This window comes from Paenibacillus sp. J22P15 (genome assembly GCF_056269345.1).
The window spans coordinates 1-24,249 of record NZ_JBWDNT010000036.1; the positions used below are offsets into that span (position 1 = coordinate 1).

The 24,249-nt window shown below is 43.9% G+C and carries 22 protein-coding genes, 3 pseudogenes and 1 riboswitch; of the genes and pseudogenes, 23 read left to right on the forward strand and 2 right to left on the reverse strand.

Features of this window, described 5'->3' with window-relative positions; genetic code table 11:
- The 8 genes from AC0YN6_RS29950 to AC0YN6_RS29985 all read left to right on the forward strand — a co-directional run.
- A partial coding sequence (locus AC0YN6_RS29950; RefSeq protein ID WP_475751837.1) for a hypothetical protein occupies positions 1-1,717 on the forward strand: 1,717 nt, incomplete at its 5' end.
- Between the two features lie 18 nt (positions 1,718-1,735).
- A complete protein-coding gene (locus tag AC0YN6_RS29955) occupies positions 1,736-3,550 on the forward strand; it encodes a glucosaminidase domain-containing protein (RefSeq protein ID WP_475751839.1) in 1,815 nt (604 codons plus the stop codon).
- Complete coding sequence (locus AC0YN6_RS29960; RefSeq protein WP_475751841.1) at positions 3,551-4,009, forward strand: hypothetical protein; 459 nt, start codon at positions 3,551-3,553, stop codon at positions 4,007-4,009.
- Positions 4,010-4,716: 707 nt separating this feature from the next.
- Positions 4,717-4,839, forward strand: coding sequence for a helix-turn-helix domain-containing protein (locus AC0YN6_RS29965; RefSeq protein WP_475751875.1), 123 nt, complete (start codon positions 4,717-4,719; stop codon positions 4,837-4,839).
- A gap of 132 nt (positions 4,840-4,971) precedes the next feature.
- A complete protein-coding gene (locus AC0YN6_RS29970) occupies positions 4,972-5,721 on the forward strand; it encodes an IS3 family transposase (RefSeq protein ID WP_475751877.1) in 750 nt (249 codons plus the stop codon).
- Positions 5,697-5,870, forward strand: a complete 174-nt coding sequence (locus AC0YN6_RS29975) for an IS3 family transposase (RefSeq protein WP_475751843.1) — start codon at positions 5,697-5,699, stop codon at positions 5,868-5,870. Before AC0YN6_RS29970 ends, AC0YN6_RS29975 begins: the two co-directional genes overlap by 25 nt.
- 173 nt (positions 5,871-6,043) lie before the next feature.
- The gene (locus tag AC0YN6_RS29980; protein WP_475751845.1) at positions 6,044-6,199 is read left to right on the forward strand and encodes a hypothetical protein; all 156 of its coding nucleotides are present in this window, start codon (positions 6,044-6,046) and stop codon (positions 6,197-6,199) included.
- Between the two features lie 286 nt (positions 6,200-6,485).
- Entirely contained in the window at positions 6,486-6,923 is a 438-nt protein-coding gene (locus AC0YN6_RS29985; protein ID WP_475751847.1) for a hypothetical protein, read from the forward strand.
- 170 nt (positions 6,924-7,093) lie between these two features.
- Here the strand turns inward: AC0YN6_RS29985 and AC0YN6_RS29990 are convergent, their stop codons facing one another.
- The gene (locus AC0YN6_RS29990) at positions 7,094-7,723 is read right to left on the reverse strand and encodes a hypothetical protein (protein WP_475751849.1); all 630 of its coding nucleotides are present in this window, start codon (positions 7,721-7,723) and stop codon (positions 7,094-7,096) included.
- 242 nt (positions 7,724-7,965) lie between these two features.
- Between AC0YN6_RS29990 and AC0YN6_RS29995 the strand changes: the two genes are divergently transcribed.
- From AC0YN6_RS29995 to AC0YN6_RS30050, 12 genes and pseudogenes are all read left to right on the forward strand, one after another.
- A complete protein-coding gene (locus AC0YN6_RS29995; RefSeq protein ID WP_475751850.1) occupies positions 7,966-8,307 on the forward strand; it encodes a PadR family transcriptional regulator in 342 nt (113 codons plus the stop codon).
- Positions 8,304-9,140 carry a permease prefix domain 1-containing protein gene (locus AC0YN6_RS30000; protein WP_475751852.1) on the forward strand — a complete coding sequence of 279 codons (837 nt, stop codon included), beginning with the start codon at positions 8,304-8,306 and terminating at the stop codon, positions 9,138-9,140. Before AC0YN6_RS29995 ends, AC0YN6_RS30000 begins: the two co-directional genes overlap by 4 nt.
- Before the next feature lie 289 nt (positions 9,141-9,429).
- Positions 9,430-10,284, forward strand: a complete 855-nt coding sequence (locus tag AC0YN6_RS30005; RefSeq protein WP_475751854.1) for a copper amine oxidase N-terminal domain-containing protein — start codon at positions 9,430-9,432, stop codon at positions 10,282-10,284.
- 190 nt (positions 10,285-10,474) lie between these two features.
- Positions 10,475-10,552, forward strand: a riboswitch (ZMP/ZTP riboswitch).
- A gap of 51 nt (positions 10,553-10,603) precedes the next feature.
- The gene (locus AC0YN6_RS30010) at positions 10,604-10,783 is read left to right on the forward strand and encodes an IMP cyclohydrolase (protein ID WP_475751856.1); all 180 of its coding nucleotides are present in this window, start codon (positions 10,604-10,606) and stop codon (positions 10,781-10,783) included.
- Positions 10,719-11,210 carry an IMP cyclohydrolase gene (locus AC0YN6_RS30015; protein ID WP_475751858.1) on the forward strand — a complete coding sequence of 164 codons (492 nt, stop codon included), beginning with the start codon at positions 10,719-10,721 and terminating at the stop codon, positions 11,208-11,210. Before AC0YN6_RS30010 ends, AC0YN6_RS30015 begins: the two co-directional genes overlap by 65 nt.
- Positions 11,211-11,408: 198 nt before the next feature.
- Positions 11,409-11,915: pseudogene (locus AC0YN6_RS30020) on the forward strand (IS110 family transposase); the annotation flags it as partial.
- 55 nt (positions 11,916-11,970) lie between these two features.
- A pseudogene (locus AC0YN6_RS30025) lies at positions 11,971-12,838 on the forward strand (IS110 family transposase).
- Between the two features lie 579 nt (positions 12,839-13,417).
- Positions 13,418-14,509 carry a CapA family protein gene (locus AC0YN6_RS30030; RefSeq protein WP_475751860.1) on the forward strand — a complete coding sequence of 364 codons (1,092 nt, stop codon included), beginning with the start codon at positions 13,418-13,420 and terminating at the stop codon, positions 14,507-14,509.
- 379 nt (positions 14,510-14,888) lie between these two features.
- Positions 14,889-15,287, forward strand: a complete 399-nt coding sequence (locus AC0YN6_RS30035) for a hypothetical protein (RefSeq protein WP_475751862.1) — start codon at positions 14,889-14,891, stop codon at positions 15,285-15,287.
- 278 nt (positions 15,288-15,565) lie between these two features.
- Positions 15,566-16,210, forward strand: coding sequence for a hypothetical protein (locus AC0YN6_RS30040; protein ID WP_475751864.1), 645 nt, complete (start codon positions 15,566-15,568; stop codon positions 16,208-16,210).
- 1,131 nt (positions 16,211-17,341) lie between these two features.
- Positions 17,342-19,705, forward strand: coding sequence for a hypothetical protein (locus AC0YN6_RS30045; protein ID WP_475751866.1), 2,364 nt, complete (start codon positions 17,342-17,344; stop codon positions 19,703-19,705).
- 17 nt (positions 19,706-19,722) lie between these two features.
- Positions 19,723-20,094, forward strand: a complete 372-nt coding sequence (locus tag AC0YN6_RS30050; protein WP_475751868.1) for a hypothetical protein — start codon at positions 19,723-19,725, stop codon at positions 20,092-20,094.
- A gap of 239 nt (positions 20,095-20,333) precedes the next feature.
- On the opposite strand, the pseudogene AC0YN6_RS30055 reads toward AC0YN6_RS30050, so the two are convergent.
- Positions 20,334-20,840, reverse strand: a pseudogene (locus AC0YN6_RS30055) (IS66 family transposase); the annotation flags it as partial.
- 438 nt (positions 20,841-21,278) lie between these two features.
- On the opposite strand from AC0YN6_RS30055, the gene AC0YN6_RS30060 reads away from it, so the two are divergent.
- From AC0YN6_RS30060 to AC0YN6_RS30070, 3 genes are all read left to right on the forward strand, one after another.
- Positions 21,279-21,611, forward strand: coding sequence for a helix-turn-helix domain-containing protein (locus tag AC0YN6_RS30060; protein WP_475751870.1), 333 nt, complete (start codon positions 21,279-21,281; stop codon positions 21,609-21,611).
- A gap of 184 nt (positions 21,612-21,795) precedes the next feature.
- The gene (locus AC0YN6_RS30065; protein ID WP_475751872.1) at positions 21,796-22,266 is read left to right on the forward strand and encodes a pentapeptide repeat-containing protein; all 471 of its coding nucleotides are present in this window, start codon (positions 21,796-21,798) and stop codon (positions 22,264-22,266) included.
- 271 nt (positions 22,267-22,537) lie between these two features.
- Positions 22,538-24,019 (forward strand): stalk domain-containing protein, encoded by a 1,482-nt coding sequence (locus AC0YN6_RS30070; RefSeq protein ID WP_475751873.1) that lies wholly within the window; start codon positions 22,538-22,540, stop codon positions 24,017-24,019.
- The last annotated feature ends 230 nt before the right edge of the window (positions 24,020-24,249 follow it).

Genomic DNA, 24,249 nt, shown 5'->3' on the forward strand with positions numbered 1-24,249 from the left:
AGCCGTTCATGTCAGACAGAACATTGATACCCGTACAGATATTAACGGGGCTGATGTTAAATCACCTGAGTTGATCGTGAATACGAAAGGTAGCACTTCTAATCACACGGTAGACCAAAATGCAGCTGTTCATATCAGACAGAACAAGTATACTCGCACAGATATTAACGGGGCCGATGTTAAAGTGCCGGAGTTCATCTTTAAATCGAAAGATAGTTCCGTTACTCACACGATTGACCAACATGCAGCTGTTCATGCCAGACAGAACATTGATACTCAGACAGATACGAAGGGTGCTGATGTTAAGGCATCGGAGCTGATCGTGAATACGAAAGGTAGCTCTTCTAATCACACGGTAGACCAAAATGCAGCCGTTCATGTCAGACAGAACATTGATACCCGTACTGATACAACAGGTAACGGTGTTAAAGCACCTGAACTGATCGTGAAAGCTAAGGATAGTTCTTCTAATCACTTGGTTGATCAAAACGCTTCTGTACATGTCAAACAGAACATTGATACCCGTACTGATACAACAGGTAATGGTGTTAAAGCACCTGAACTGATCGTGAAAGCTAAGGATAGCTCTTCTAATCACGCGGTAGACCAAAACGCTTCTGTTCATGTGAAACAGAAAATCGATACCCGTACTGATACAACAGGTACTGGTGTTAAAGCACCTGAACTGATCGTAAAAGCTAAAGCTAGCTCTTCTAATCACACCGTAGACCAAAACGCTTCAGTACATGTCAAACAGAACATTGATACCCGTACTGATACAAAAAGTACTGGTGGTAAGGCTCCAGAACTGATCGTGAAAGCTAAGGATAGCTCTTCTAATCACTCGGTTGATCAAAACGCAGCCGTTCATGTCAGACAGAACATTGATACCCGTACTGATATTAACGGGGTTGATGTTAAATCACCTGAGTTGATAGTGAAAGCTAAGGATAGCTCTTCTAATCACTCGGTTGACCAAAATACTTCTGTACATGTCAGACAAAACATTGATACCCGTACTGATACAACAGTTAACGGTGTTAAAGCACCTGAACTGATCGTGAAAGCTAAGGATAGCTCTTCTAATCACACAGTTAACCAAACTGCAGCAGTAAATGTGCGACAGAACATTGATACCCGTACTGATACAACAGTTAACGGTGTTAAAGCACCTGAACTGATCGTGAAAGCTAAGGATAGCTCTTCTAATCACACGGTTAACCAAACTGCAGCAATAAATGTGCGACAGAACATTGATAACCGCACTGACACAAAAGGTACAGGGGTAAACGCACCAGAGCTCATCGTGAAAGCTCAAGATAGCTCTTCTAATCACACGATAGATCAACATGCGACGATCAATATAAGGCAATCTGTTGACACTAAAGCCGTAATTAAGAGCGTCAAAATTAATAATTCTGATCTCAAAGAGAAAATGGGAGCAGCAAAAGAGCAATTAAATAAATCCACTAATCTTGATGACGTGTCCGTTAACATTGATACTCACGCCCAACAGAAAGTCATTTTGGATATGAAAGAAAAAATCACAAGTGAAGTTTCAGGCGGACTGCAAGATGAGCTTAACCATTTGAAGACGATGCAACGGTCACGTAGAGTCGCCAACGTTACTGAATCTACAGATAACGTGATTAAAAACGTAAAGAACAAAGCTACATCAGCACGACAGAAACCACATCAGAGAGATCGACACAATTAAAAAGAGTAGGGAGGTGAAATGTCGCTGTCGCAAAATGCAGGTCACTTAGAACAAGTAAAAGAACTAATCAAGAACAAATTGAAAGAAAAGCTCAAAGATGAGGTTAAGAAAAAGGCCTTAAGTTCAGCTGCAACGCTCCTTGGCAATCCAATTGTATGGATTGCCATAGGCGTTATCCTTCTAGTCTTTTTAATTTTTTATATTATTGCAGTCATGGTAACTACCGCTGAATCGATAGATAGCGAGAATATTTTTACTGAAAAGATATTGCCACCTCAAATCTATATTACGGACCTAGAAGAATCCATTTCGAGCGATTTTGGACCTAGAATTCATCCTGTTACAGGTGAAATGTCTTATCATTCTGGTATAGATATTCCCGCTCCTATAGGTACCCCTGTTGCCAGTTCATTTGATGGGGTAATACAAACGGTTAATTATATGAATAGTTCAGATTCTGCTTCTATTCAGTCTATGGGTACCTATATCGTTGTTCAGAGTACAGACGCAGAGATGGCTATGACAAGCAAATATCTTCATTTGAGTGATGCTTTTGTAACGCCTGGTCAACTTGTTAAAAAAGGTGAAATAATTGGATTATCCGGAAATACAGGCAGATCGACCGGAGCTCATTTGCATTTTGAAATGGGAGCAGAGGGGGAGGGCGCGATTGATCCCAAACCGTATATCATGATGATGTCAAAAATTACAGATTTTGCAAGTCAAGAGGCACGGCGAGTATTGAAAAAAATTAATTGGAAAAGCACAGACACACTAGCCTCAGACAAACCTACCTACAATTCAAAGCAAATGCTATATATCAGTAACGTTTATTTAGAAACTGCAGCACCCGTATTCAACGAAAAAGGTACCATTCATTTGGGTAAACTCGTTAAGGGCGGGATTGTTGATCTAGGAACGGCGTCAGGTACTGATGAAGGTCCTTCACCCCCACAGCTACCAGACGAAGCTATTACTGTTCCTGATAATATCGGGAATCTGACTCATCCTTTTTTTATTCAATATGCGAGTGCCGCACAAGCTGAAGAACGTAGAAGCGGGATACCAGCAAGTATTACGTTGGCACAGGCTGCATTAGAATCAGCTTATGGACAAGCAGCCATTTGTAACAACATGTTCGGTATAAAGGCGAATAAGACCTATAAGGGACCCTATTGTACAACAATCACACATGAGGAGGTTGGTGGTAACCTCATACCAATTGAAGCGAAGTTTCGCAGTTACAATAGCATTGCAGAATCATTTGAAGACCACTCTAGTTTCTTACTCAAGAATAGTATCTATAAGAATGCTCTATCTAAGATCAATCCCTATGAATTTGCGAATGAATTGCAGCGAGCGGGCTATGCCACAGATAGTCAGTACGCTAATAAACTGAAATCTATCATTCGGAGACAAAATTTAACGTCAGTAGATCTTAATCAAGGCATCGATCCAGCCACAGGCCAATTATTTAATGATGTACACTTTATGGGAGGATCAGGGAGTGGAAGCGGGACGGGCAATTCAATTACAATCACATTCGGTATTCGCCAGCTCTATGGGCATCCAGCACTTTTTGCAAATCTAGGAATCCTTCCTAATGGTCAAACCTATTACACTTATACGAAGCTTCCTGAGCCGATGTCAGAAAAACCCATAATTAATTTGGTTAATTACGATCGTGTGTTAAGCCATTATATAGCATTTAAAACTCTACCACCTGAGATAAATATCAAAGATGTACCCGATGCAATCAGTGTTACTATTCAAGCCGGTAACGAAAACGAATTCTATATCTCAAACGTAAATTACATAAAGGGGACATATTAGATGAAAACAGAAATGATCGATCGATTATTCAGCGATTCCTTTACTATGATGAACTTTGAAATTACTTTTGAAGGTGTTAAAGCATGGTTTGCTATGAGTGGTAATGTAACTGATGATCCATCTCTTTTCTTAACCCTGCTTAATCCTGAGCATTTAAACCAAGAGGAGCGGTCCAAAGTGCTCCAAATGATTATTTATCGGTATGAGGATGTATTTTTTCAAACTCACCGAAGCGGGATCATGGAAGATGTAGGCGATTGCTATTCCGATATTTATGAACCTGTTCATCAACTGTTACTGCGAATGATGAATAGACGGATGCTTCATGGTGAACAAGAGATGCTCCTCGATCTCTACCTCATATTGCAGCATGACCGACAATTGAATGTTCCAGTATACCCATTACTCCATAACCTATTTACTCGAAAATGGGACGAGAATACCTCTGCTTCAATGTAAAAAGCGTGAATAGTTCTGCCTGCAGGTGGTGGTCCGAAACGGATTTGATTATCCGTTGTTTTACAGAGTCTATCGTAAAGTCTCTGACGATGAGGGTGGTTTAACCAAGTTTAATCTAGTCAGACAAATGCTGCTCATGCTGCGTGAGTCGGTCACTTGCCGTCTCTGGGTAGCGATGGACCGATGGTATTTATGCAGAGACTTTTTCGTTTTCTAGCAAGAGCATTCCTTTGACTGGGTAACCAAAGCTAAGCGCAATACCGCACTGTGCCGAAAGATTACGGCCCACGGGGTGATCGGTATGTGCCTGTTACCCCGCGACAGCTTATTCAGGATGCATACAAGTGTTTAACCGCATCGGGAAAGGGTCTATCTGCCGTAGCTATTTCCGATTTTTACATGAAATAGCCTTACCCTGCCGAAGGACGGAAGGGACAGCCTGTAACGAAACAACGATTCGTTCTCATCGTTGCCGTTGTCGCTATGCGACTTAAAGAAGACGAGGAATTATGTGAAGTAAGAGGAAAGATTATCTGGATGGTGGATTATCTAAATACCAGATTATCGATAAATACAAGATTGCTAGTACAACGCAGCTATCCAATTGGATTAAGAAGTATAATAGTCATAGCAGCTTAAAAGCCTATAAAGGGGAAGCAAAAGCTATTACAAAGGGTCGCTCTACGACATATCAAGAACGGATCGATATTGTTCAATATTGCCTGGCACATCAACAGGATTATCAGCAGACAGCAGGGCACTTTCAGGTCTCCTACCAACAAGTGTATCAGTGGGTAAAAAATTCGAAACTGGCGGTCATGAAGCATTAAAGGATGGCCGAGGACGTAAGAAAGCGTCAGAAGAATTAACGGAGGAGAACAACAGAAACTCGAGATGAAGAAGATGGAGTACGAGATGGAGCGGCTTCGAGCGGAATATGCATTTCTAAAAAAGCTACGGGAATTTCAAAGGAGGCGAAGTTAAGCCAATATCGCCAAGAGAACGTTTATCTTGCCATTCAAGCGCTTCGGGAAGAAGCGTTGTTCAGTGTTCAGCTTCTGTGTGAAATTGAAGGTATAGCACGCTCAAGCTACTACAAGTGGCTAAATCGCAAACCCAGTTCGCGTGAACAGGAGAACGCAGAGTTGACGCAAGTCATGATGACCATTTATGAGAAAGTAGAACATATCTTTGGATATCATCAATTAACGCTGCACATGCGCAGCCAAACGAAAAAAACGATTAATCACAATCGCGTATACCGGCTGATGAAGGTAAAGGGAATCCAGTCGGTCATCCGCAGGAAGAAAAAGAAATATGGGTATTCCACTCCGCAGCAAGTGGCCGAGAACATGTTAAATCACAAGTTCCAAGCTACAGCACCAAATGAGAAGTGGGTAACTGATGTGACGGAATTCAAATACGGCCATGGTCAGAAAGCGTATTTAAGCGCTATTCTCGATCTTCATGATAAATCCATCGTCTCCTATGTAATGGGGTATTCCAATAACAATCCACTTGTATTCCAGACGTTGAAACTAGCCTTACAAGCTGCACCAGGAAGCAAGCCTATGCTTCATAGCGACAGGGGATTTCAATACACCTCACTCGACTTCAAAGAGCTCTTGGACGAAAACCAACTGTCTCAGAGTATGTCCCGAATTGGCAGTGCATTGATAACGGCCCAATGGAATCTTTCTGGGGAACCCTAAAATGTGAGAAGTATTTTTTACACTCGTACCATACCTTTGAGGAGCTCGCGCGAGACATTGAGGCCTATATCCACTTTTACAATAACGAACGGTTACAAGCAAAACTAAACGGCCTCAGTCCGATGGAATACAGGACTAAGGCCGCTTAATTGACTTTTATTTATTGTTCTGTCTACTTGACGGGGTGCAGTTCAGTCGGCAGTTGCTCCATTTTTCATTACACTAACGGGCAGTAGAGCGTGGCAGTAGCCAGCCGCAACTAAATGTCCATATAGACGTATAGACTGACTAACTAACCAAAGTAAATTCGTGAGGTAAAGTTATGAAGAAAATTAGTGGCAGTATTTTGCTTGTGACAGCCATTATCATCACGACCGTATTACTTTATGATTTCTTCACAGTATCAAAAGTGGAATCAAGGCAAATCTTGAAAGATATATCGCTAGTCAATCGTTTAAATGGAACGTTGAAGGGATAAGCAGGGAAAGGGATTTTTGGGTTGTATACTTATCTCCAGTAGATGCTGTTAAGGAAATTACATGGCTCTACATTGATAGACGTTCGGGGGAAATACAAAAAATCACAGAGACCGAGTAACAAATTATGCCCAATATTGATAAATTCATTGAACCAACGGGTACTATAGTTGAACAAACAAGGAGGAGTTTGCTGCGGCAACTGCTCCCTTTATTTGTTAAGCTAACGGGAGGATAGTGCAACATAACTTCTCATTGATCGTCTGTAAATGCAAAGGAGGTTTACATATGAACTTAATGAGACCAGTTTTTATTGGTACTGCACTGTTGATTTTATTCCTATCAGGCTGTGGTAATTTTCAAAAGGATAAGGAAAATAATATACAGGTATCGAAATCAGTTGAGACAGAGGAACCAGTTTCGATACCGATCAGTTCCTCTATTCCCTTTGAAGATCGAATACCTAGTGATGATAGTGTATTAAGAAAAATTGCTTGGGAACAAGTAAGTGACAACGCGAAAGAAACTGTTATCGGCGACTGGAAGGAAGCCCCCATAGATAAATCGAGTTTTGAACAAGTGCCAATTAAGAAGGACTCTATAAAGACATCAAATAACATTTATAAGGTTACCTTTAAGACAAATCAAGACGATTTAATTGGGGCAATAGGGATTTACATCGATGCTGTATCAAACCAGGTTGTAGGAAAAGACGCTCGTAAATAAAACATGGTTATTAGGGTAGTTGGATTAGTGGGGCGGTAAATGCCGTAGCCTTTGTTAAACTAACGGGGAACGTTAGTTCAACAAAATAGCCGCTAGCCCGAACTTAATTTCAGGTTTGGGCTAGCGGCTAATGCAGCTTAATGATTCAATCGAGAGGCAGTTGGCAGTTGTTAATTCATCAGATTCTCTATCCGATCTGCACGGATCCAGCACATTTCCTTGATATCTATGGTCGCTTTGAAGTCGTCAATCAAGGTAAAACGATCTTGAAGACTGACCAACGACTCAATACGGAACATATCTCGCAGTCTATCAAGTCCACCCGAATCGATGTTGAATAACGCAAAAGCATCCACGTCAAGACTCATAATAAGTTTCTTTACTTTTTCTTCCTTACTATGTTCCATATAGAATTCCTCAAGTATTTTAACCCTAAAAGCGTCTGAATCAGGGTTCACATAGAGTAATTCAATAGCTTCTTCTTCAGGAAACCGTTCTTGTACATAATTCTGTAATTCAATTTCATCTTCCTCATACGAATAATCGAATGCAGATACAACTCTGCTTTGATGAAGGATGGTGAAACCCCAGCCGTGGTCTTCGAAATTATAAAAGTATAATACAGGTACGCCAGCAGTCATTTTTATAATATCCTCAGGATAGGTGTCACTAACTTCTGTACCTTCCGTAAAAAACACGCTCCATTTGTCATTAAGCGGTTTTATAAAAATGGGATTGAAGTCTTCGATAGCTTTCCTATGTTTATTCAATACAAGACTGCCTGAAGTAAATTCACTCATTTGTTTACCCCCGTAATGTCATATCATCAATTAAGATTAATATTTCGCTGGATACCAGCTAATCACCTTCATTTTCCAAGAGTATTGCTATCGGTTTGTTAAGCTAACGGGCAGTTAGTTTCAACGCCATTGGGCAGAAACTGCTCTTTTTGTCGTTAATCAATACCTTGCATTATAGAGTAGTATGTATTATAAATAGATTACAAATGATTACAATTGCTGTGGGATATGGAGGTGAGATTTTGGAAGTTAATAAAGAGGTATTAAAAGGTCATATAGACACAATAATACTCTCCCTGTTGTACAACAAAGAAATGTACGGTTACGAACTTGCCAAATCAGTACGAGAAAATAGCAGAGGACAATTCGAATTGAAAGAAGGCACGCTTTACTTGTCACTGAAGCGACTGGAAAAGAATCAGTGGATTACTTCTTACTGGAGTGACGAGCAAGGACCAGGCGGAAGAAGGAAATATTATAGAATCACGCCCTTGGGTGAAGAGACATTCACAGAAAAACGCTTGGAATGGCGGTTCATCAAAGGAATAATTGATTCATTTTTGGAGGGAGGAGATAGGAAATGAAGCAAATCGAAGTATTTGTCGATTCTGTTTATCAAAACGCTAGCGGAAACAAAAAAGAAATAAAAGAATTAAAAGGTGAAATGAGAAGCCACCTTCTAGAAGCAGTTCACGAATTGAAGAAAGAAGGGAAATCGGAACAGGAAGCAGTTCAACTCGCAATGGAACGTTTTGGTGGAGAACAGGAATTGCGTTCCGAGATTTCTCAGCTTTATCACAAACAAAAGATATTTGCAAAAGGGGTGTTGCTTGCAGCTTTTACGGTACTTATCGTCTCTATATTTTCGTTTCAATTTCTCTACCAGCGAGATTATTTGATAAGTCATGATTTTCCTCACCGATTTAACGAAAAGATAATTGACAGTCTAAAAGACCACGAATCAATTACAGAAGAAGTAAAAAAAGAAGTTGAATCCATCATACAAAGCAATAAGAGAGTTCACAATGTAGAAATTTATTATACCGAGGGTTTGGATGGAAATCCTTTAGAGGGGGAGGAATTATTTAATTACTTGGATAATGCTAAGCCTGTTTATTCCTACTCTGAAGAAGTCGATTCGCCAAAATGGCTATGGGCAGGATACAATCGCGGCGGTAACGGCATGGGGAAATGGTTTGTTTACACGTCAGCATTCGGTTACTATGTAATATCCATTTTAATTCTGGTTTTGGGAATCGCTCTTTATTGGGCTTTATTCACAATTTGGGCAATTATCTTTGCGTTCCATACGACAAGGAAGGCAAGTGTCTTATGGACGTTGATTTTCTTGTTTTTTAACATTATCGGTTTCGCGGTCTTCCTTTTGATAAATAAAAATCGAATAAATGTTTCGTGATTAAGCTAACGGGAAACGATAGTTGAAAAACACACATGATGAGCAGGCGCTGCGGTGGCCTGCTCATTTTATTGAGCTAACGCGCAGTATAGCTTAATATTTAACTGTATAAAAAAGGAACTTTTTATTAACGATGTGCGTCTATACTTACGGGTATGATGAATTCCAGGAGTATCAGACATGGAGATCCTTCCGCCGATTAACAACCCTCTTGGAAAGGAGTGCTAGAACAAAAAAATGTTGGGGCAAATAGCTTCCACATTTAATTTTGATAAAAGGAGCTATTAGAATGAAAAAGGTTTTATCGGGAGTACTCTTTGCATTGATTCTAATCATTACATCGTCAACTACTTATGCAGCAGACACAGACATTCAAATAAAAGTTGATGGTTTTGCTATTGCATCCGATGTGAAAGCCGAAATTAAGAATAATCGTACAATGGTTCCTTTACGTGTTATCAGTGAAAATTTGGGGGCTAAGGTCCATTGGTCGAATTCTGAAATTACTCTCACTAAAAGCAATATGCAAGTAACATTAAAACCAAACAGCAGTACAGCAATCATAAACGGTAAAACGGTACTGCTTGATGTAAAACCATATATAAAAAATAATCGCACAATCGTTCCACTTCGCTTTATTTCAGAAGCATTTGGCTGCACAGTCAATTATAAAAACTCCATCGTAACCGTTGATACCGAGCCATTAATCATAGACGGTATAAAAGTGAAAGCATTGCAGCAGGAATACCACATGACTATGGGTGGCGTAGTACAGCAAATTAATGTGAATGCTTATTACAAAGAAATTTATAATATTTTTGTAGAAAACAAAGGCAGCAAGGTCGAAGCTCCAGCTGATTACTCGTGGCAGATTCATCTCGTCCAAGCTGGGGCATATTATAAAAATGCGCAATATGATTTTTTAGATCAAATAGGGAACAGCATAAAACGCTTTGATATTTACTCATTAATGGAATCTTTTCCACCTGAACCTTTGTCAAGCTCCCCAAAGGTTTTGATGTATGACGATGCGGAAAAACAATGGTACTTGTTTAGTGATACCGCAAGTCAATCCATTAATCAGTTAATTGATAACGCGTTAATGAACGGTTTTCTAACGATTATCAGTAATACAGTTGCATAGCCAGATAAAATTCTTTTCTTGTTGTACTAACGGGAAACGTTAGCTCCATAAACATTAAAACGAGGCTGCCGAAACAAAACGGCAGCCTCGTTGAGCTAACGGGCAGTTTAACGTGGTAGCGGTTGGTGCCAGTTAATCCTTGTAATAATTGATTTTATAGGCAGTAATTGTTATTATGAGAGGTAATTTAGAACTTATATGTGACTGGCGAAGCATGGAGATCCATGAGGGAGCATATAAGTTGGAGCCGTACGCCTGGGCAGAGGTAAGGGGAAATTCCCCTTACCTCTTTATGTTTACTCGAGAGGAGCAAGTGCAAATGAAAACAATTCAACACGATTTGTTTAAAAATCCATATCCGGGAAGAACGCTCATCGTAGGTATGACTCCTTCCGGGTCGCATTATGTACAGGTGTATTGGATTATGGGGAGAAGTGCAAACAGCCGCAACCGCGTATTTGGAACTGGATGGATGGAGTGTAAAGAACAAAGCATTTGATCCCGCCCAGATGGAAGATCCTTCACTCATTATTTATTATCCTATCCGGCATTGGGATGACGTGCATATTGTCTCAAATGGTGATCAAACTGATACTATTTATGATGGGTTGCAGCATAACCGGACTTTTGAACAATCTTTAATGCTTCGAGAGTTTGAACCTGATGCTCCGCACTTTACTCCGAGAATTTCAGCCGTGATTAATACAGAGCGTAAACAGTATAGTTTGTCGATTCTAAAAACACATGACAACGACCCTTCAGTTTGCTTACGTAATAGTTATCAATACAGCAGATTTAAGAGGGGCATTGGTCATTGCATTCACACGTACAAATCGGAGCAGAATGGTGTACTAAAGCCATTTGAAGGTGATCCTTTCGAATTGCCACTATTCAATTCAATTAATGAAATAGCAGACTTTTATTAGGAGCGTATCAATGCTGAAAACAAAATCGCATTGTTAGTAAAGTTTGTTAATGTTTTAAATAAAGATATTCAATTCCAAATTCGAAATAAGCATTCAACTAAACATTCCTGTTGAGGCTAAGAAATAGCCTTTGTCAAAAAAAAGAGCGCCTCGGTATGATGGGTTTGTCCAATACACCATCAAGGAGGCGCTATTACTATGAACTTTAAGCAATCAGACGTACAAAATCAACGGATTGAACGAATTACCACCTCGCATCTTGTCGTAGGGATCGACATGGCCAAAGAAACGCATGTCGCACAAGCTACGAATATCCGAGGGATCGTGGTTTCCAAACGACATCTCTCATTTTCAAATAGCATTGAAGGCTTTGAAAAATTGAGTCGCTGGATGACGGAGTTACAGCAGAAACACCGACTAAAGAAGCTCATCATCGGCATGGAGCCAACCGGACATTACTGGTTTAACCTGGCCAACTGGTTAGCAGATAAGGAATTACACGTGGTTATGGTTAACCCTGCTACGACGAAGCGCAATAAAGAAAATCGAGATAATAGTCTATCAAAGAACGACCCCAAAGATGCACTTATCATCGCAGATTCAGTAAGTCGGGGCTTCTACTATGAGTACACGAGTCAATCGCTTGTGTTTCAACGCTTACGGACCATAATGAGTGATCGCGAATTCTGGGTGTCGAACAGTGTAGCTTAATAGGAACCGACGCAACTTCAGAATTTCCTTAGGCTGATTAGCTTGTTGGCTGATCGAACCGGATCAACGGATTGAACGAATTACCACCTCGCATCTCGTCGTAGGCATCGACATGGCTAAAGAAACGCATGTCGCGCAAGCTACGAATTTCCGAGGGATCGTGGTTTCCAAACGACATCTCTCATTCTCAAATAGCATGGAAGGCTTTGAAAAATTGAACCGCTGGATGACGGAGTTACTGCAGAAACACCGATTAAAGAAGCTCATCATCGGCATGGAGCCAACCGGACATTACTGGTTTAACCTGGCCAACTGGTTAGCAGATAAGGGATTACACGTGGTTATGGTTAACCCTGCTACGACCAAGAGAAACAAAGAAAACCGGGATAACAGTCCATCAAAAAATGATCCCAAAGATGCTCTTGTCATCGCAGACTCTGTCAGTCGGGGCTTCTACTACGAGTACACGCGTCAATCGGTTGTGTTTCAACGATTACGGACGATGATGAGTGATCGCGAATTCTGGGCGTCGAACAGTGTACGCCTGCAGAATCGAATCATTTAGCTGGCACAGGAGATTTAAGGCAGTATGCGCATGGACGTCAGGTATTGCGGAAGGGGTCGGCCTGAATTTGGCCGAAAGTACATCTGGAAAGCGTAAAGGACGCATTGTTCTTTCGAAGCGAGGAGACTCTGGTTTGCGAAAATATCTCTATCTTGCAACCGTTTAGCTCGTTTGGAATAATCCTGTTTTCCGCCATTTGCATGAGCACAATTTGCAAGAAAAGAAGATGAAAAAGCAGCAATCCATATTTAAGTTAATAGGAAAGCTGTCACGAATTCTAGTTGGTATTGTTCAACGCGGAGAAACGTTCATGCCAGAGAAAAGCGTTCTGACTTGGACAGTAGCAGCTTAAGTTAAGAAGTATCACGTATATTGACTCATCTCGGGATTTCACAAAGAAAGCACGGAGGACCGAGTTCGTGTCCCATAAGGGCTCAGACCCATCCGCTAAACGCTATCGGTCTCCACACCTTGGACAGGTATAACGAAGGAATGTAAGGGCATTGACCCGTTGAGTTGTGGGAGGGTGAACCTCCAGGGATCATGTGGAGTATGCGTGCAGTAGAGACATCCTGGGGAATATTTTCTAGTATTCCTCTATTTCCGCATGCCCAGCCCACCACCTCAACAGGCAGCAACTGCGTTGCTTCCTGAGATGGACTTGATCCAAGGTGACGAAATCTTGCGAATGAGTGAGTATATGTGAGATAAACCCTTAAAAACGAGGGACGGGATAAAGAAGCAACTGCGCAGTTGTAGCTAGCTGCAACTAAATGCTTGAAATAACCGTTTAAACCGACTATTCAAAATAAATGGAGGCGTTACGAGGCTTGGTTACCCGGATAATTGACTAGTTTCCTAATAGATGTCGAAGTCGAGTGGAATCACATATAATGTCTAGAAAAAATTAGACTATAGAAAGGGAGATTGCATGTCTGATGATATTATCATTGCCGCGGTTGGAGATCTCTTGATGAAGCCGATGCTTATTCGATCAATGCGTACCAGCGATAAACTAGGTGACAACGGGCCTTATGCTTTCGAGCAGGTGTTTGAACCAGTTTCCCAATATCTGAAGGATGCGCATCTGACGATAGGCAATCTCGAGACAACCTTTGCCGGTGGATCGGAAGACGGATACACGAAGACGATTCGGAATCCGAGGAATGGAAATCCGGTTTTCAAATGTCCGGATAACTTCGCCTCGGCTTTGAAGACCATTGGTTTCAATGTGCTCGCTACGGCAAATAACCATTGCATGGATTATGGCGTTCGCGGGCTCAAACGGACGCTCGAAGTACTTGATAAGAAAGGGATTGCCCATGTCGGAACGTACCGGAACAGGAATGAGTCTCGAAAGCTCTGTGTTCATGTTGCCGGAGGGATTCGTATCGGCATACTCTCGTATACGAGGGACACGAACGGCAATACCGTTCCTAAGGGGCAGCCTGCCGGCGTTAAGAAGATTGTTCGCATGAGCATGAAACAGGATTTGAAACGGTTGCGGAGGATATCGGATTTCATTATAGTCTGCATGCATACCGGATTTGAATATCACCGAAGTCCATCTGCCCACCAAAAGGAGCTGGTCCGATTCTTGTTTCGTCAGGGAGCTGATGTGGTTCTTGGCGCGCATCCGCATGTTCTTCAGCCAGCGGTGTACCGTACTGTGAAAGATATAGACGGACGGACGAGAAAACGGTTCGCGATCTACTCACTGGGTAACTTTATTTCCACGCGGCTACACGGCAAGGATGCCGCTTTATCTGGTATTATTGTTCGTATCCGAATTCGGAAAACATCCGATGGCTACGTCCGGATTGCAGGAATTGAATACATTCCGACTTGGGTATGTATCTCGGAGGATGACAAGCAACGAAGCTGTCGGGTTGTGCCGATTCATGAGGCACTTCAAAAGCCTGAGAGCTATTTCGCTGGGCAGATGGGCCGGATGAAACGCACCTATCGTAGAACGCTTCGCATGTATAAAGTGGGCAACCCACTGCTGGGCAAGTCGTCCTAAATCCCGCTTTGGAAATTCGGTCTCTCTATTTGAGTTCTAAGATGATTTCCCTGTTGTTACCTGGCAGGCCCATATTCAAGCAGGAGCCCCCTTGCAACATTTATTGGAGGGCAATTTCACCGAATAACGAGTTACTATAGCTTAATAAACACATAGAGACGGCAGCCGATCTAATTGGCTGTCGTTTCTCGCCGAACGGGAAAACAGCCCATTCCACTAACGGAGAACTATAGCTTAACAATCACCAGAACGAGGCTGCCGGTAAGAAACGGCAGCCTCGTTCTGCTAACGGGCAGTTATATTTAATAATTTGGGCAAGTAGTATTCCGGACTTTTTCTACATATACATTTTCAAAAGTTGTGTTGGAAGGGTGAAAGAATGAAGTCGATATATTCTGCCGCTGCTTTAATAAGTCTTATTGTATTAATCGCTTGCGGTAATACAACATCCGGGGAATTAAATGCAATTCAACTTACTTCAACGAAGATTTCTGAGTTAAACGACCCTCACTTAAATGTGGATTTTCCCAAAGGTGTCGGAACTAAGAAAATCAAGGTTCCAATAGGAGGAATGATGGGAAGAACTGCAAATATGGAATTAACGACAAAGGTTACTGAAATTGATAAAAATACTTACGTGGTTACACTAATAAAAGATTGGAATTCTAAAGTTAACGATATAATTGTTTATAGCCATTGGAAATTTAAAGTTAAACAAGGTAACGTTACTCTTATAGAAAAAAATGACAAAGATGATTATATGGCGATAATTGGATAAGCTTTTTGAACTAACGGGTAACGATGAATAACACATGGATGAGCAGGCGCAGCGGATGCCTGCTCATTTCATTAACCTAACTGGCAGATTAGTTGAAGATCAATCGCGGTGAACCGTACCACAAGTAACGGCAAGTTTTTGGGGAAAACGCGCATTGGGTTCGGAAAAGAGGCTTTGCCGCACATGGGTTGGGGATGGTCTACGATGAAAAATGAGATCGATGCCTAGACCCATAAACATATTCTCCTCATATATTAGTCTAGCCATATGAGAAGGATGTGATCGCACTGATCCTGAAGGGAATATTGGACGTAAATGTACTCCGTAATGGCAACAATACCGTGACACTGTTAACCGATTGCGGCGGCTCTCCGCTCCCATCATTAGCTTCTATTACATCCGGACCCATAACATTGAAGAGAAGAAATACGGCTGTCAATGTCAATCTGGAGTCAACAATGGGTGGGGAATGTATTGAGCAAACACTTAGCGTCGGACGCGATGTTGCACTGAGGCTAATGCTGAGGGACCTTCGGCGATATAGTGTATTGTTCGATACGAAGACCAGAGTAATGCGATTGATTAGAAAACCCGTTACAAGAGTGAGACTTTTTTTGGGGGTCGGCACACAAGTCGTTGAGGATAGAGACGCGCCAAATCCTAAAATCATTACAATCCGGGACGGCCAGATCTATATATCCGCCATCGGTCAAGTTGCTCTCGGGATCATCAGTGATCGGATTCTGATAAAGCACGGCTTAGACAGCAAAAGCCTCCGAATCTTACGCGGGCAAGACATATTCATTGATCCGTTCATCCAGGTTACCCCGCAAACTGCAAAACAGTTGGGCCTTACAGAAGGCAATATTCTCATGGAATTCAATCAGAACACATCCATACTGCGGATCAATCCGGGGAAGTAAGCGAACAGCCGAAGATAATTCGTAACCTTTTCTAGGAATAAAAGATCAACCTAATTCAAAGAAAGGGGCCCCTCAAAGGGACTGTTGACACAGTGGGCTAAGGAATTAAAATTCCCTAGCCCACTTTGTTTTTTCTCCTTTTTTTAGTGTAATAATTCCAATGGTTTACTACACGCTATCTTCCTGCTTTTATGTTTGGAGCCATGGCTGCTCCCTTTCTTTATTAAGCTAACGGGCAGATTAGCATAGTAAGGAAAATTATTTGCCACCGGCATTTGACAAGTTAGAACTAAACCTAGAACTTTTCTTTTAAACGCTCATATAGGTTAACAAACAATAAATCATATTCCATTAACTAATGGTTATGTGAGAAATTTCTTTTACTAGTCCAATGAAAGTATTGCGAAAGTTGTGGCTTACGTCAAAATTGATATAGTTATCTATATAAAAGACGGTTTCAACGAGGTGAAAACTCGAGAAAGTGCGAAAATTCTCTAAAGGCGTGACTATAAAGTCATACACTAAAACTACAAAGGGAAAATTTAAACCGGAAACGGATTGTACATTACATACTTACTTTATCCGAAAATTTAGAACGTAGAGTAGTTGTCGGCTACGAGGTTTTAGATAATAGCAGTCAGGAGATCTGGGGCATTGACATCCATGAAGGTGCCAAATTGTGTAGGGCTAAAAAGATCTTGAATACAAAAGTAAAAAGCCGTAAAGTTGGTCTGGAACGACAATACTATTAGTGCATGTAACGGATGATGCCCTGTATTATTCTGATGAATACGCTAAAGCGGCCCTAGAGCGAGGAAGACTGACAATCCGGAAATATACGCCCGAATTGGCTGACGTTATCAAGAGCGCATACGATTCAGGATACAAAAACAATAGTAAATTACCTAAACTAGGATAATGACCCGCGATTTTCGTGGGTTTTTAATTTATCGACTTACTTCCCCAGGTTTCTTCAAAGCGATCGAGTTCAAGAAGCGCCATTTCCTCCGTTGATAGCGGGTTTTTGGGCAAACCACCTGGGCGCTAGCGCGGGTATAAATAAAGGTGGTGCAGGTAAAGATACACGCAGGCGATTGTGTCGTCACAAATTGGTAGGAGGAATCCAAGCCCATGAAAGAGTTGCGCAACAGTCCCTGGACCCGGAAGCACGACGATCCGCGATTCAACCACATTCCCCACGCACCGAAGATCGTCTTCCCCGAATCGCTCGAAGAATTGATCGATCTCTGCCGGAACCGTCCTCCCGGCCAGGGTTTCAAGGCGGCCGGAAGTCACTGGGCCCTCTCGCGAGCAGCCATCAGCGACCACACTTTCATCGAAACCCACGACCCGCGAAACATTCATCGCGCAATGGGAAAGACGCTCACCAATGTCATACCCAGGTGCCTAAACATCGACTACGTCCAGCACATGGTCGAGACAGAGCAGAAGTCGTACCTGGTCCATGTCGAAGCGGGCAAGCGCATCTACCAGCTCTACGCCGAGCTGGACCAGCTCGTCGATGTCGGCGATACGTCCACGCTGGCAGGGTTCATCAACGAACATTTCGACAATTCCAGCTATGGCGGGCCGTGGGCGTTTGCCACGCTCGGCGGCGCCGGCGGGCAGACCGTCGTCGGCGCCCTCAACACCGGTACTCATGGAGGAGATTTCGACCGACCTCCCATCGCCGACGCGGTGCTGGCGATGCATCTCGTAACCGATGGCGGAAAACACTACTGGATCGAAGCGGTCAGCAATGATCGTCCCCAACTCACCGACGATTTCATGATGAGCATCGAGTTCGGAACCACCGAACTCGGCGGCATCGGGAATTTCGAGGTTATTCGCGACAACAATATATTCAACGCGGTGCTCGTCTCCGCTGGCCGGTTCGGGGTGATCTATTCGGTCGTGCTCAAGGCGGTACCCCAGTATTCCATGTACGAGCGACGACGCCTGCATATCTGGCAGGACCTCAAGCACCAGATCAAGGACCGTAACAGTCCCCTCTACAAAGATGTCGCGATCCTACCGCAATCGGTCTTCAAGCCGTCTACCGACGTGGTGGGGGAACAACGATTCCTCCAAATCGCGATTTGCCTTACCCCACACCTGAACTTCCAGCGAAACCTCGCGGGCGTCACCAAGCGCTGGGAACTCGTGCTCCCCGCAGACCCCCAGGGCAGGAAGGAGCGGGTGGGGGACATCCTCGAAGCGTTCAACGAGCGCATTCAGGGACCGCTCTTCGCGAAGGCCGGCGCCAACCACGGGTACACGCCCGATCCTGATAATCCCCACAAGGCCGGGGAGCCTTCGTTGCTGACTCGCGCCTGTGCCGACGCTAGTTTCCTCAAGGGCGTGATCGAAGCGGTCTTTAAGGAGATCGAGGACTTCGTCAACAGCAACGGCGCCGTCGTTGGCGCCGGAATTGGCGCGATCGCGGTTGCAGGAGGCATAGGTCTGCTGGCGCTGATCCCCGTGTTGCTGCTGATCCTGCTCATTCTTCGCGAGCTCCTGGAGCACTTCGATGACGATACCCGCCTCGGCGAGCACATGGAGAACATCAAGAACGAGCTTCTCGCCCCGGATAACCCCGATCCGCTCCGGCGCGCCGCCGGTCTCTTCACCTGGCAACTGATCGCCTACAAGGCGTTCGAGTCCGAGCAGGACGATCTCGACTTCGAAGCAATCAGCTATGCCATGATGGATCGCAAGGACTATCTCAACATCAGCTGCGAGGTGAACGCAGATTCGGTCGAGGTCTTCTTCGATGCCGTGGACGACCGCTTGATCGCATTCGTCGATGCCCTGATCGCCTACGAAGTCATGCAAGAGTTCCAGGGCAAGGCCTTTGTCGGTTACGCCTCGCTTCGGTTCATGGGCCGGTCACGCGCCCTGATCGGGATGCAGAAATTTGACACTACCTGTGCCGTTGAGGTCGCCTGTCTCAGGGACGTAAGCGGCAGCCAGGACTTGATCAACTATGCGGTTACGTTGGCGCGGAATCCGAACATCAATGGCCTGCTGCATTGGGGCCAGCGCAACGACTGGACGATGGCCGAGGTTGAACGCATTTATGGTGACAGCGTGCTCAATCCGGGCGGGAACCTGGGATTCTGGCGGCAGGCGCTGGGTCAAGTCACCAAAAACGGCCGGTTGGATGGCTTCAGTAGTGACTTTACCCGGCGTACCGGTCTCGAGGTTGTTGCCCCCATTATTGAGACGTTCAGCATCGACCGGACAACGGCCCAAAAAGGCGAAAATGTAGCAATCATTTGGGATTGCACGAACAATCCGCTAGACACGCAAATCCGGATTCTGCTCGAGCAACCGAGCGGTGGAACCATTGTAACCAATCAGCTTCCCTTGGCGGGCAAGCATGTGTTAGAAGTCACCGAAAGCGGAATGTATACGGTCAGCTTTTTTGCGATCAAGACAACGAATGGTGTCGATCGGCAGGATAGTCGCAAGGCAATCGTCAACGTAGTGTGAGGAGGGATACTGAACAAATGGCAGAAACATTCTTCGGACCGTGGAACATCGTTCTTGGTTATGTCTATTCCCATGTCCTTCCACACTTAATCATCTCCGGATCTGAGAATTCCGATGGTCGTTTTCAAGTGTCCTTTGGAGATACACTTGCTGTCCAAGGAGAGGAATGGAAAATTCAAATAGAGTGGTTAGAATCCGGTCAAGATCACTATTTACCCTGTAATGTTCATCGTTTAACGAATTTCGTTGCAGGTAAGGGGTTAATTGTGGAACTGGGTGCAAGTATTTCTGATTTCTTTATCCTCACTTTGACTTGTATTTCTACAGATCCGGAGATGAACCCAATACCGTCGGATAATCCCTACGACTTCACTATCCCCGAACTCTGATATCGTCGATCAGCGACGTAGCGTTCGAGGGCTGTAGCTGTTTTGGAGTGCGCTGGATGCGTCTGGCTTCTCGTTGCATCAGCGCCTCTTTCCCAGAACTTCGGCGCGCCCAACAAGGCACTCCAGTCGGCGGCCCCTACGTCCATTTTGTTGCGTAAACGTTCGCGAAACATTGATTGCAAAGTAAGCGTCAAACAGCCCCACCATGCGGTCATGATGAGGGCTGTCGTATACTGTAGCTATTGTTGTTTAAATACTCGGCAAGCGAGCGGTAGCGTCGACGACCACGGAAGCAGCTTGTCCAGTGCTTCAGGATCGCTTGGATCTGTCAACTGAGGCAATTGCTCGAAGAGATACTGCAAATACTGAAACGGATTCAATCCGTTTTCTTTGGCCGTTTCCATCACGCTATAGATGGTTGCACTCGCCTTTGCTCCACGAGACGTGTTGGCGAAGAGCCAATTCTTGCGTCCGATGACGAACGGCTTAATCGCGCGCTCACTTCGGTTGTTGTCGATTTCCAGCCTACCATCCTCTATGAACCTCGTCAGCTTGTCCCACTAGTTCAGGCTGTAGGCAATGGCCTTGCCCGTCGCACTTTTTGCCAATGTGCGGCCTCGTTGCTGCTTCAGCCATGCCAAATAAGCATCCAATACAGGGCGGCTGCGCTCCTAGCGGACAGTATGGCGTTCTTCAGGAGTGACCTCTTTGAGGTCTCGCTCAATCGCGTAGAGCTTTGTGGAAAATTACTGTGGGCTTATAACAAAGAGCACTTAGATTTAATGGATAGTTACATCACTTCTTCTTTACGTGAAAGAATCCCTAATAAAAATCAAAGTTTGGCAAGCAGGCTTCCAGAATGGATTAAGAGCGGCAAGAATCGTGAAGAGCTTTCAAAAGGAATTGCAAAACTACGAAACAAGCTTTAATCATGTGTTTAAACGCCAAGCTCATTAAAGAGGAACGTTAGTTCATATTGTATAACTAAGATGAGGCTACCGAGAAGAACGGTGGCCTCATTAAGCTAACGGGGAACGATAGTTAAACAAACAAGGAGTAGTTACTACGGTAGCTGCTCCTTTTCTTTGTTAAGCTAACGGACAGGATAGTTCCATTTATGTTAAAATCAAGTATGTCTGTTCGCGTGTCACGATAAGTTTATTTTTATTTGGAGGGAAATTTCATTGAAGAATTCTAATTGGAGTAATATTATCTGTTCTGTATTTTTAGGAATTGCATTCATCACAGGTTGCCTTATCATCAGCGGAAATCAATCATCATCAAGCGAAACAATTGAAAAGGTATACTCAAATCCCCCCCTAATGACAATCCAAGAAACAGCTGATTACCTAAATATATCTGAATCTCAAGTAAGAGCTATTATTAGTTTTGATACAAGTGGCTCATCTATGGAGAAGATGTTTCCCATTATCAGAATAGGTAATGACATATTTGTAAGTAGTGTTGGTTTAAACGAATGGATTATAGAATCATCACAACAAAGAATGCAGTATTAAATTGATTCTATTTCGAATGAATCGTTAAACTAACGGGGAACGATAGTTCAATACCATGAGGGCTGCCAGCGGGCGGCCCTTCGTTACGCTAACGGGCAGGTTAGTTTAATGGATAATGCAGGAAATATTAGGGTGCACGTTGAAGTAAAGAGAGCAATTCATTTTAATAAGGGGGGATAACAAGATGGGCTTGAAGGCGGAAACGTTGGATTTGGAAATGACGGATATATCCGGATCGAAGTGGCAGGAGGTCAGAGCTGAGGAGCTTGATATCGATAATGTCAGCTTGGCAAAGACAAAAATTAATAATGTAAACATGAGTGATATGTCTTTGAATGATGTTAATATGGGTGGAATTAAAATCTCGAACGCAAACTTGTCGGGTTTAGGTATTCAGCATGCTAACTTTAGCCACGCTGTTATTGACCATGTCCATCTTTTTGGAACAGAATTTCATAATGTGGTTCTTCCTCAAGAAGGAGACGGAAACTACAATCCCGAGGGACAATATAAACCAGTAAGTTTTCATAATTGTAACCTGTCAAATGGACAGTTTGATAATTGTGATTTATCAAATGTTGAAATAAATGCATGTGACATTTCAGGATTAAAAATAAATGGTATCTTAATTACTGATTTACTCCATAACAAATAAACAACAAAGAGCGGCAGCTTCGGCAGCTGTTTTGTTTTGACTCCGCTAAATAACGAAGTTTGGTTACGCTAACGGGGCACAATAGCGTTAAGTACGGCCGCTGGGGACTTTGACCAGCGGCCGTTTTCTTATCAAATGGGCAGTATAATTCCAGAAAGTGATAGGATTAATTATCTAAGGTTCGCACAAAATGGTTGATTTTGAGTATTCAAAAAAGGATTAGACTTGTATAATTTGGTAGATATGACTGAGAGAGAAGGAGACAATATACATGAAGATTAAGTCGATATTAACTAGCATTGCGCTAGTCTGTGTTCTGTCCGTAGGTTCGACCATCCCGCTATCCGGTGCGCAAGCTGAATCAATGCCCGTCAAGGGCTGGAGCTCCATCGCGGTAGGAGTCAGCCACAGTTTGGGAATCAAAAAGGATGGAACAGTCTGGCAGTGGGGGGAGATCACGACTTACCGAGGAACCGGAAGCGGCGAGACCAACTTGTCCGCACTCGTTCCAGAGCAGGTCCCGGGTTTGACCAGTGTCATCGCGGTTACCGGAGGCCAAACCCATTCGCTAGCCCTTCGCGAGGATGGTACGGTATGGGCTTGGGGCGGCAACCATGACGGCGAGCTCGGCGATGGTACCGAGACGAGCCGAGCACTGCCGGCCCAAGTGTCTGGCCTTACTGACGTCGTTGCCATTGAATCTGATTGGACGCGAAGTTTCGCAGTGAAGGAGGATGGCACCGTATGGGGATGGGGTGGATTTTACTACCAGGATTCCGACGGTACAATTCGAAATGCCGACGTTCCCATGCAATTAATCGGGCTGAGCGACGTGATTTCGATCTCGTCAGGCTACGGTAGTTTCGTCGCACTTAAGAAGGACGGCACCGTATGGCAATACCTAGAACAGCTGACTCAAATTTCTGATATCGAAGATATAGTGCAAATCGCCGTCGGTTCTCAATATACTTACGGTCTCGATACAGATGGGGCTGTATGGTATTGGGGATCTAGCGGAGAAGGTATGTCGAATGGAGTATCCATGGACGACGACTCTAAAGCCCGCAAGTTGGAAGGAGCAACCGGCGTCGTCGCCATTCAGGCATCGGCAGGCGGACCCCTGCTTCTTAAGAAGGACGGTACGGTCTGGGCGAGCGGAACGAATGCGGGAGGGCAGTTGGGAAACGGCTCTTTCCAGTCGAGCGATAAGCTTGCCCAGGTTATCGGCTTGAAGAAGATGACGAAGATCGCGGCTCACGGCGTCGGCTTCCGTTCGATGGCCATTCGTGCGGACGGAACGCTATGGTCGTGGGGAGCTCCATACTTAGGAGACGGATCGAAATGGAACGGCAAAATCCCTGTAGCAATCGCAAGCTATCCGAATGAAACGATCGAGAAGGATCCTTACTTCGTCGAAGTGAACGGGAACTATTTGCGAATGGACCAATCTCCTATTAATCAAGAAGGACGAATTTTGGTGCCTTTAAGAGCCATATTCGAAGCGATGGATGCAAAAGTCCAGTGGAACGCCGCCTCTTCGACCATTACGGCAGAGAAAGGCGAGCTGTCTATCCGGTTGACCGTTGGAGAAAAGACGGCTTGGGTGAACGGGCAGAAGCTTGCAATCGATGTTCCTCCGGCTATTGTAAACAATTCCGCCCTCGTTCCCGTTCGCTTCATCAGCGAGTCTCTCGGTGCTAAGGTCGACTGGGACGTGACCAGTAAGACGATCATCATAAAGAATGCTCAATAACTCGCCCTACTCAATACGATTATAGAAATGTAGTCATAAGAATTGACGGATACAGATAGTTGAACAACGACATGAGGGCAGCCGGCCAGAAATCGGCTGCCTTGGTTCAACTAACGGGTAACGATAGTTCAATAACAGACATGGATGAGCAGGCGCAACAGTGAACTGCTCATTATATTAAGCTAACGGGCAGGATTGAGTAGTAAAATTATTGTACATAAAAACCAAGG

Coding starts and splice junctions, on each gene's coding strand:
- AC0YN6_RS29985 (WP_475751847.1), top strand. CDS start 6,486: ATGAACTTAATGAGACCAGTTTTTATTGGTACTGCACTGTTGATTTTA.
- AC0YN6_RS30045 (WP_475751866.1), top strand. CDS start 17,342: ATGAAAGAGTTGCGCAACAGTCCCTGGACCCGGAAGCACGACGATCCG.
- AC0YN6_RS29960 (WP_475751841.1), top strand. CDS start 3,551: ATGAAAACAGAAATGATCGATCGATTATTCAGCGATTCCTTTACTATG.
- AC0YN6_RS29955 (WP_475751839.1), top strand. CDS start 1,736: ATGTCGCTGTCGCAAAATGCAGGTCACTTAGAACAAGTAAAAGAACTA.
- AC0YN6_RS30035 (WP_475751862.1), top strand. CDS start 14,889: ATGAAGTCGATATATTCTGCCGCTGCTTTAATAAGTCTTATTGTATTA.
- AC0YN6_RS30005 (WP_475751854.1), top strand. CDS start 9,430: ATGAAAAAGGTTTTATCGGGAGTACTCTTTGCATTGATTCTAATCATT.
- AC0YN6_RS30070 (WP_475751873.1), top strand. CDS start 22,538: ATGAAGATTAAGTCGATATTAACTAGCATTGCGCTAGTCTGTGTTCTG.
- AC0YN6_RS29975 (WP_475751843.1), top strand. CDS start 5,697: ATGGAATCTTTCTGGGGAACCCTAAAATGTGAGAAGTATTTTTTACAC.
- AC0YN6_RS30030 (WP_475751860.1), top strand. CDS start 13,418: ATGTCTGATGATATTATCATTGCCGCGGTTGGAGATCTCTTGATGAAG.
- AC0YN6_RS30050 (WP_475751868.1), top strand. CDS start 19,723: ATGGCAGAAACATTCTTCGGACCGTGGAACATCGTTCTTGGTTATGTC.
- AC0YN6_RS30010 (WP_475751856.1), top strand. CDS start 10,604: ATGAAAACAATTCAACACGATTTGTTTAAAAATCCATATCCGGGAAGA.
- AC0YN6_RS29980 (WP_475751845.1), top strand. CDS start 6,044: ATGAAGAAAATTAGTGGCAGTATTTTGCTTGTGACAGCCATTATCATC.
- AC0YN6_RS30065 (WP_475751872.1), top strand. CDS start 21,796: ATGGGCTTGAAGGCGGAAACGTTGGATTTGGAAATGACGGATATATCC.
- AC0YN6_RS30000 (WP_475751852.1), top strand. CDS start 8,304: ATGAAGCAAATCGAAGTATTTGTCGATTCTGTTTATCAAAACGCTAGC.
- AC0YN6_RS29990 (WP_475751849.1), bottom strand. CDS start 7,723: ATGAGTGAATTTACTTCAGGCAGTCTTGTATTGAATAAACATAGGAAA.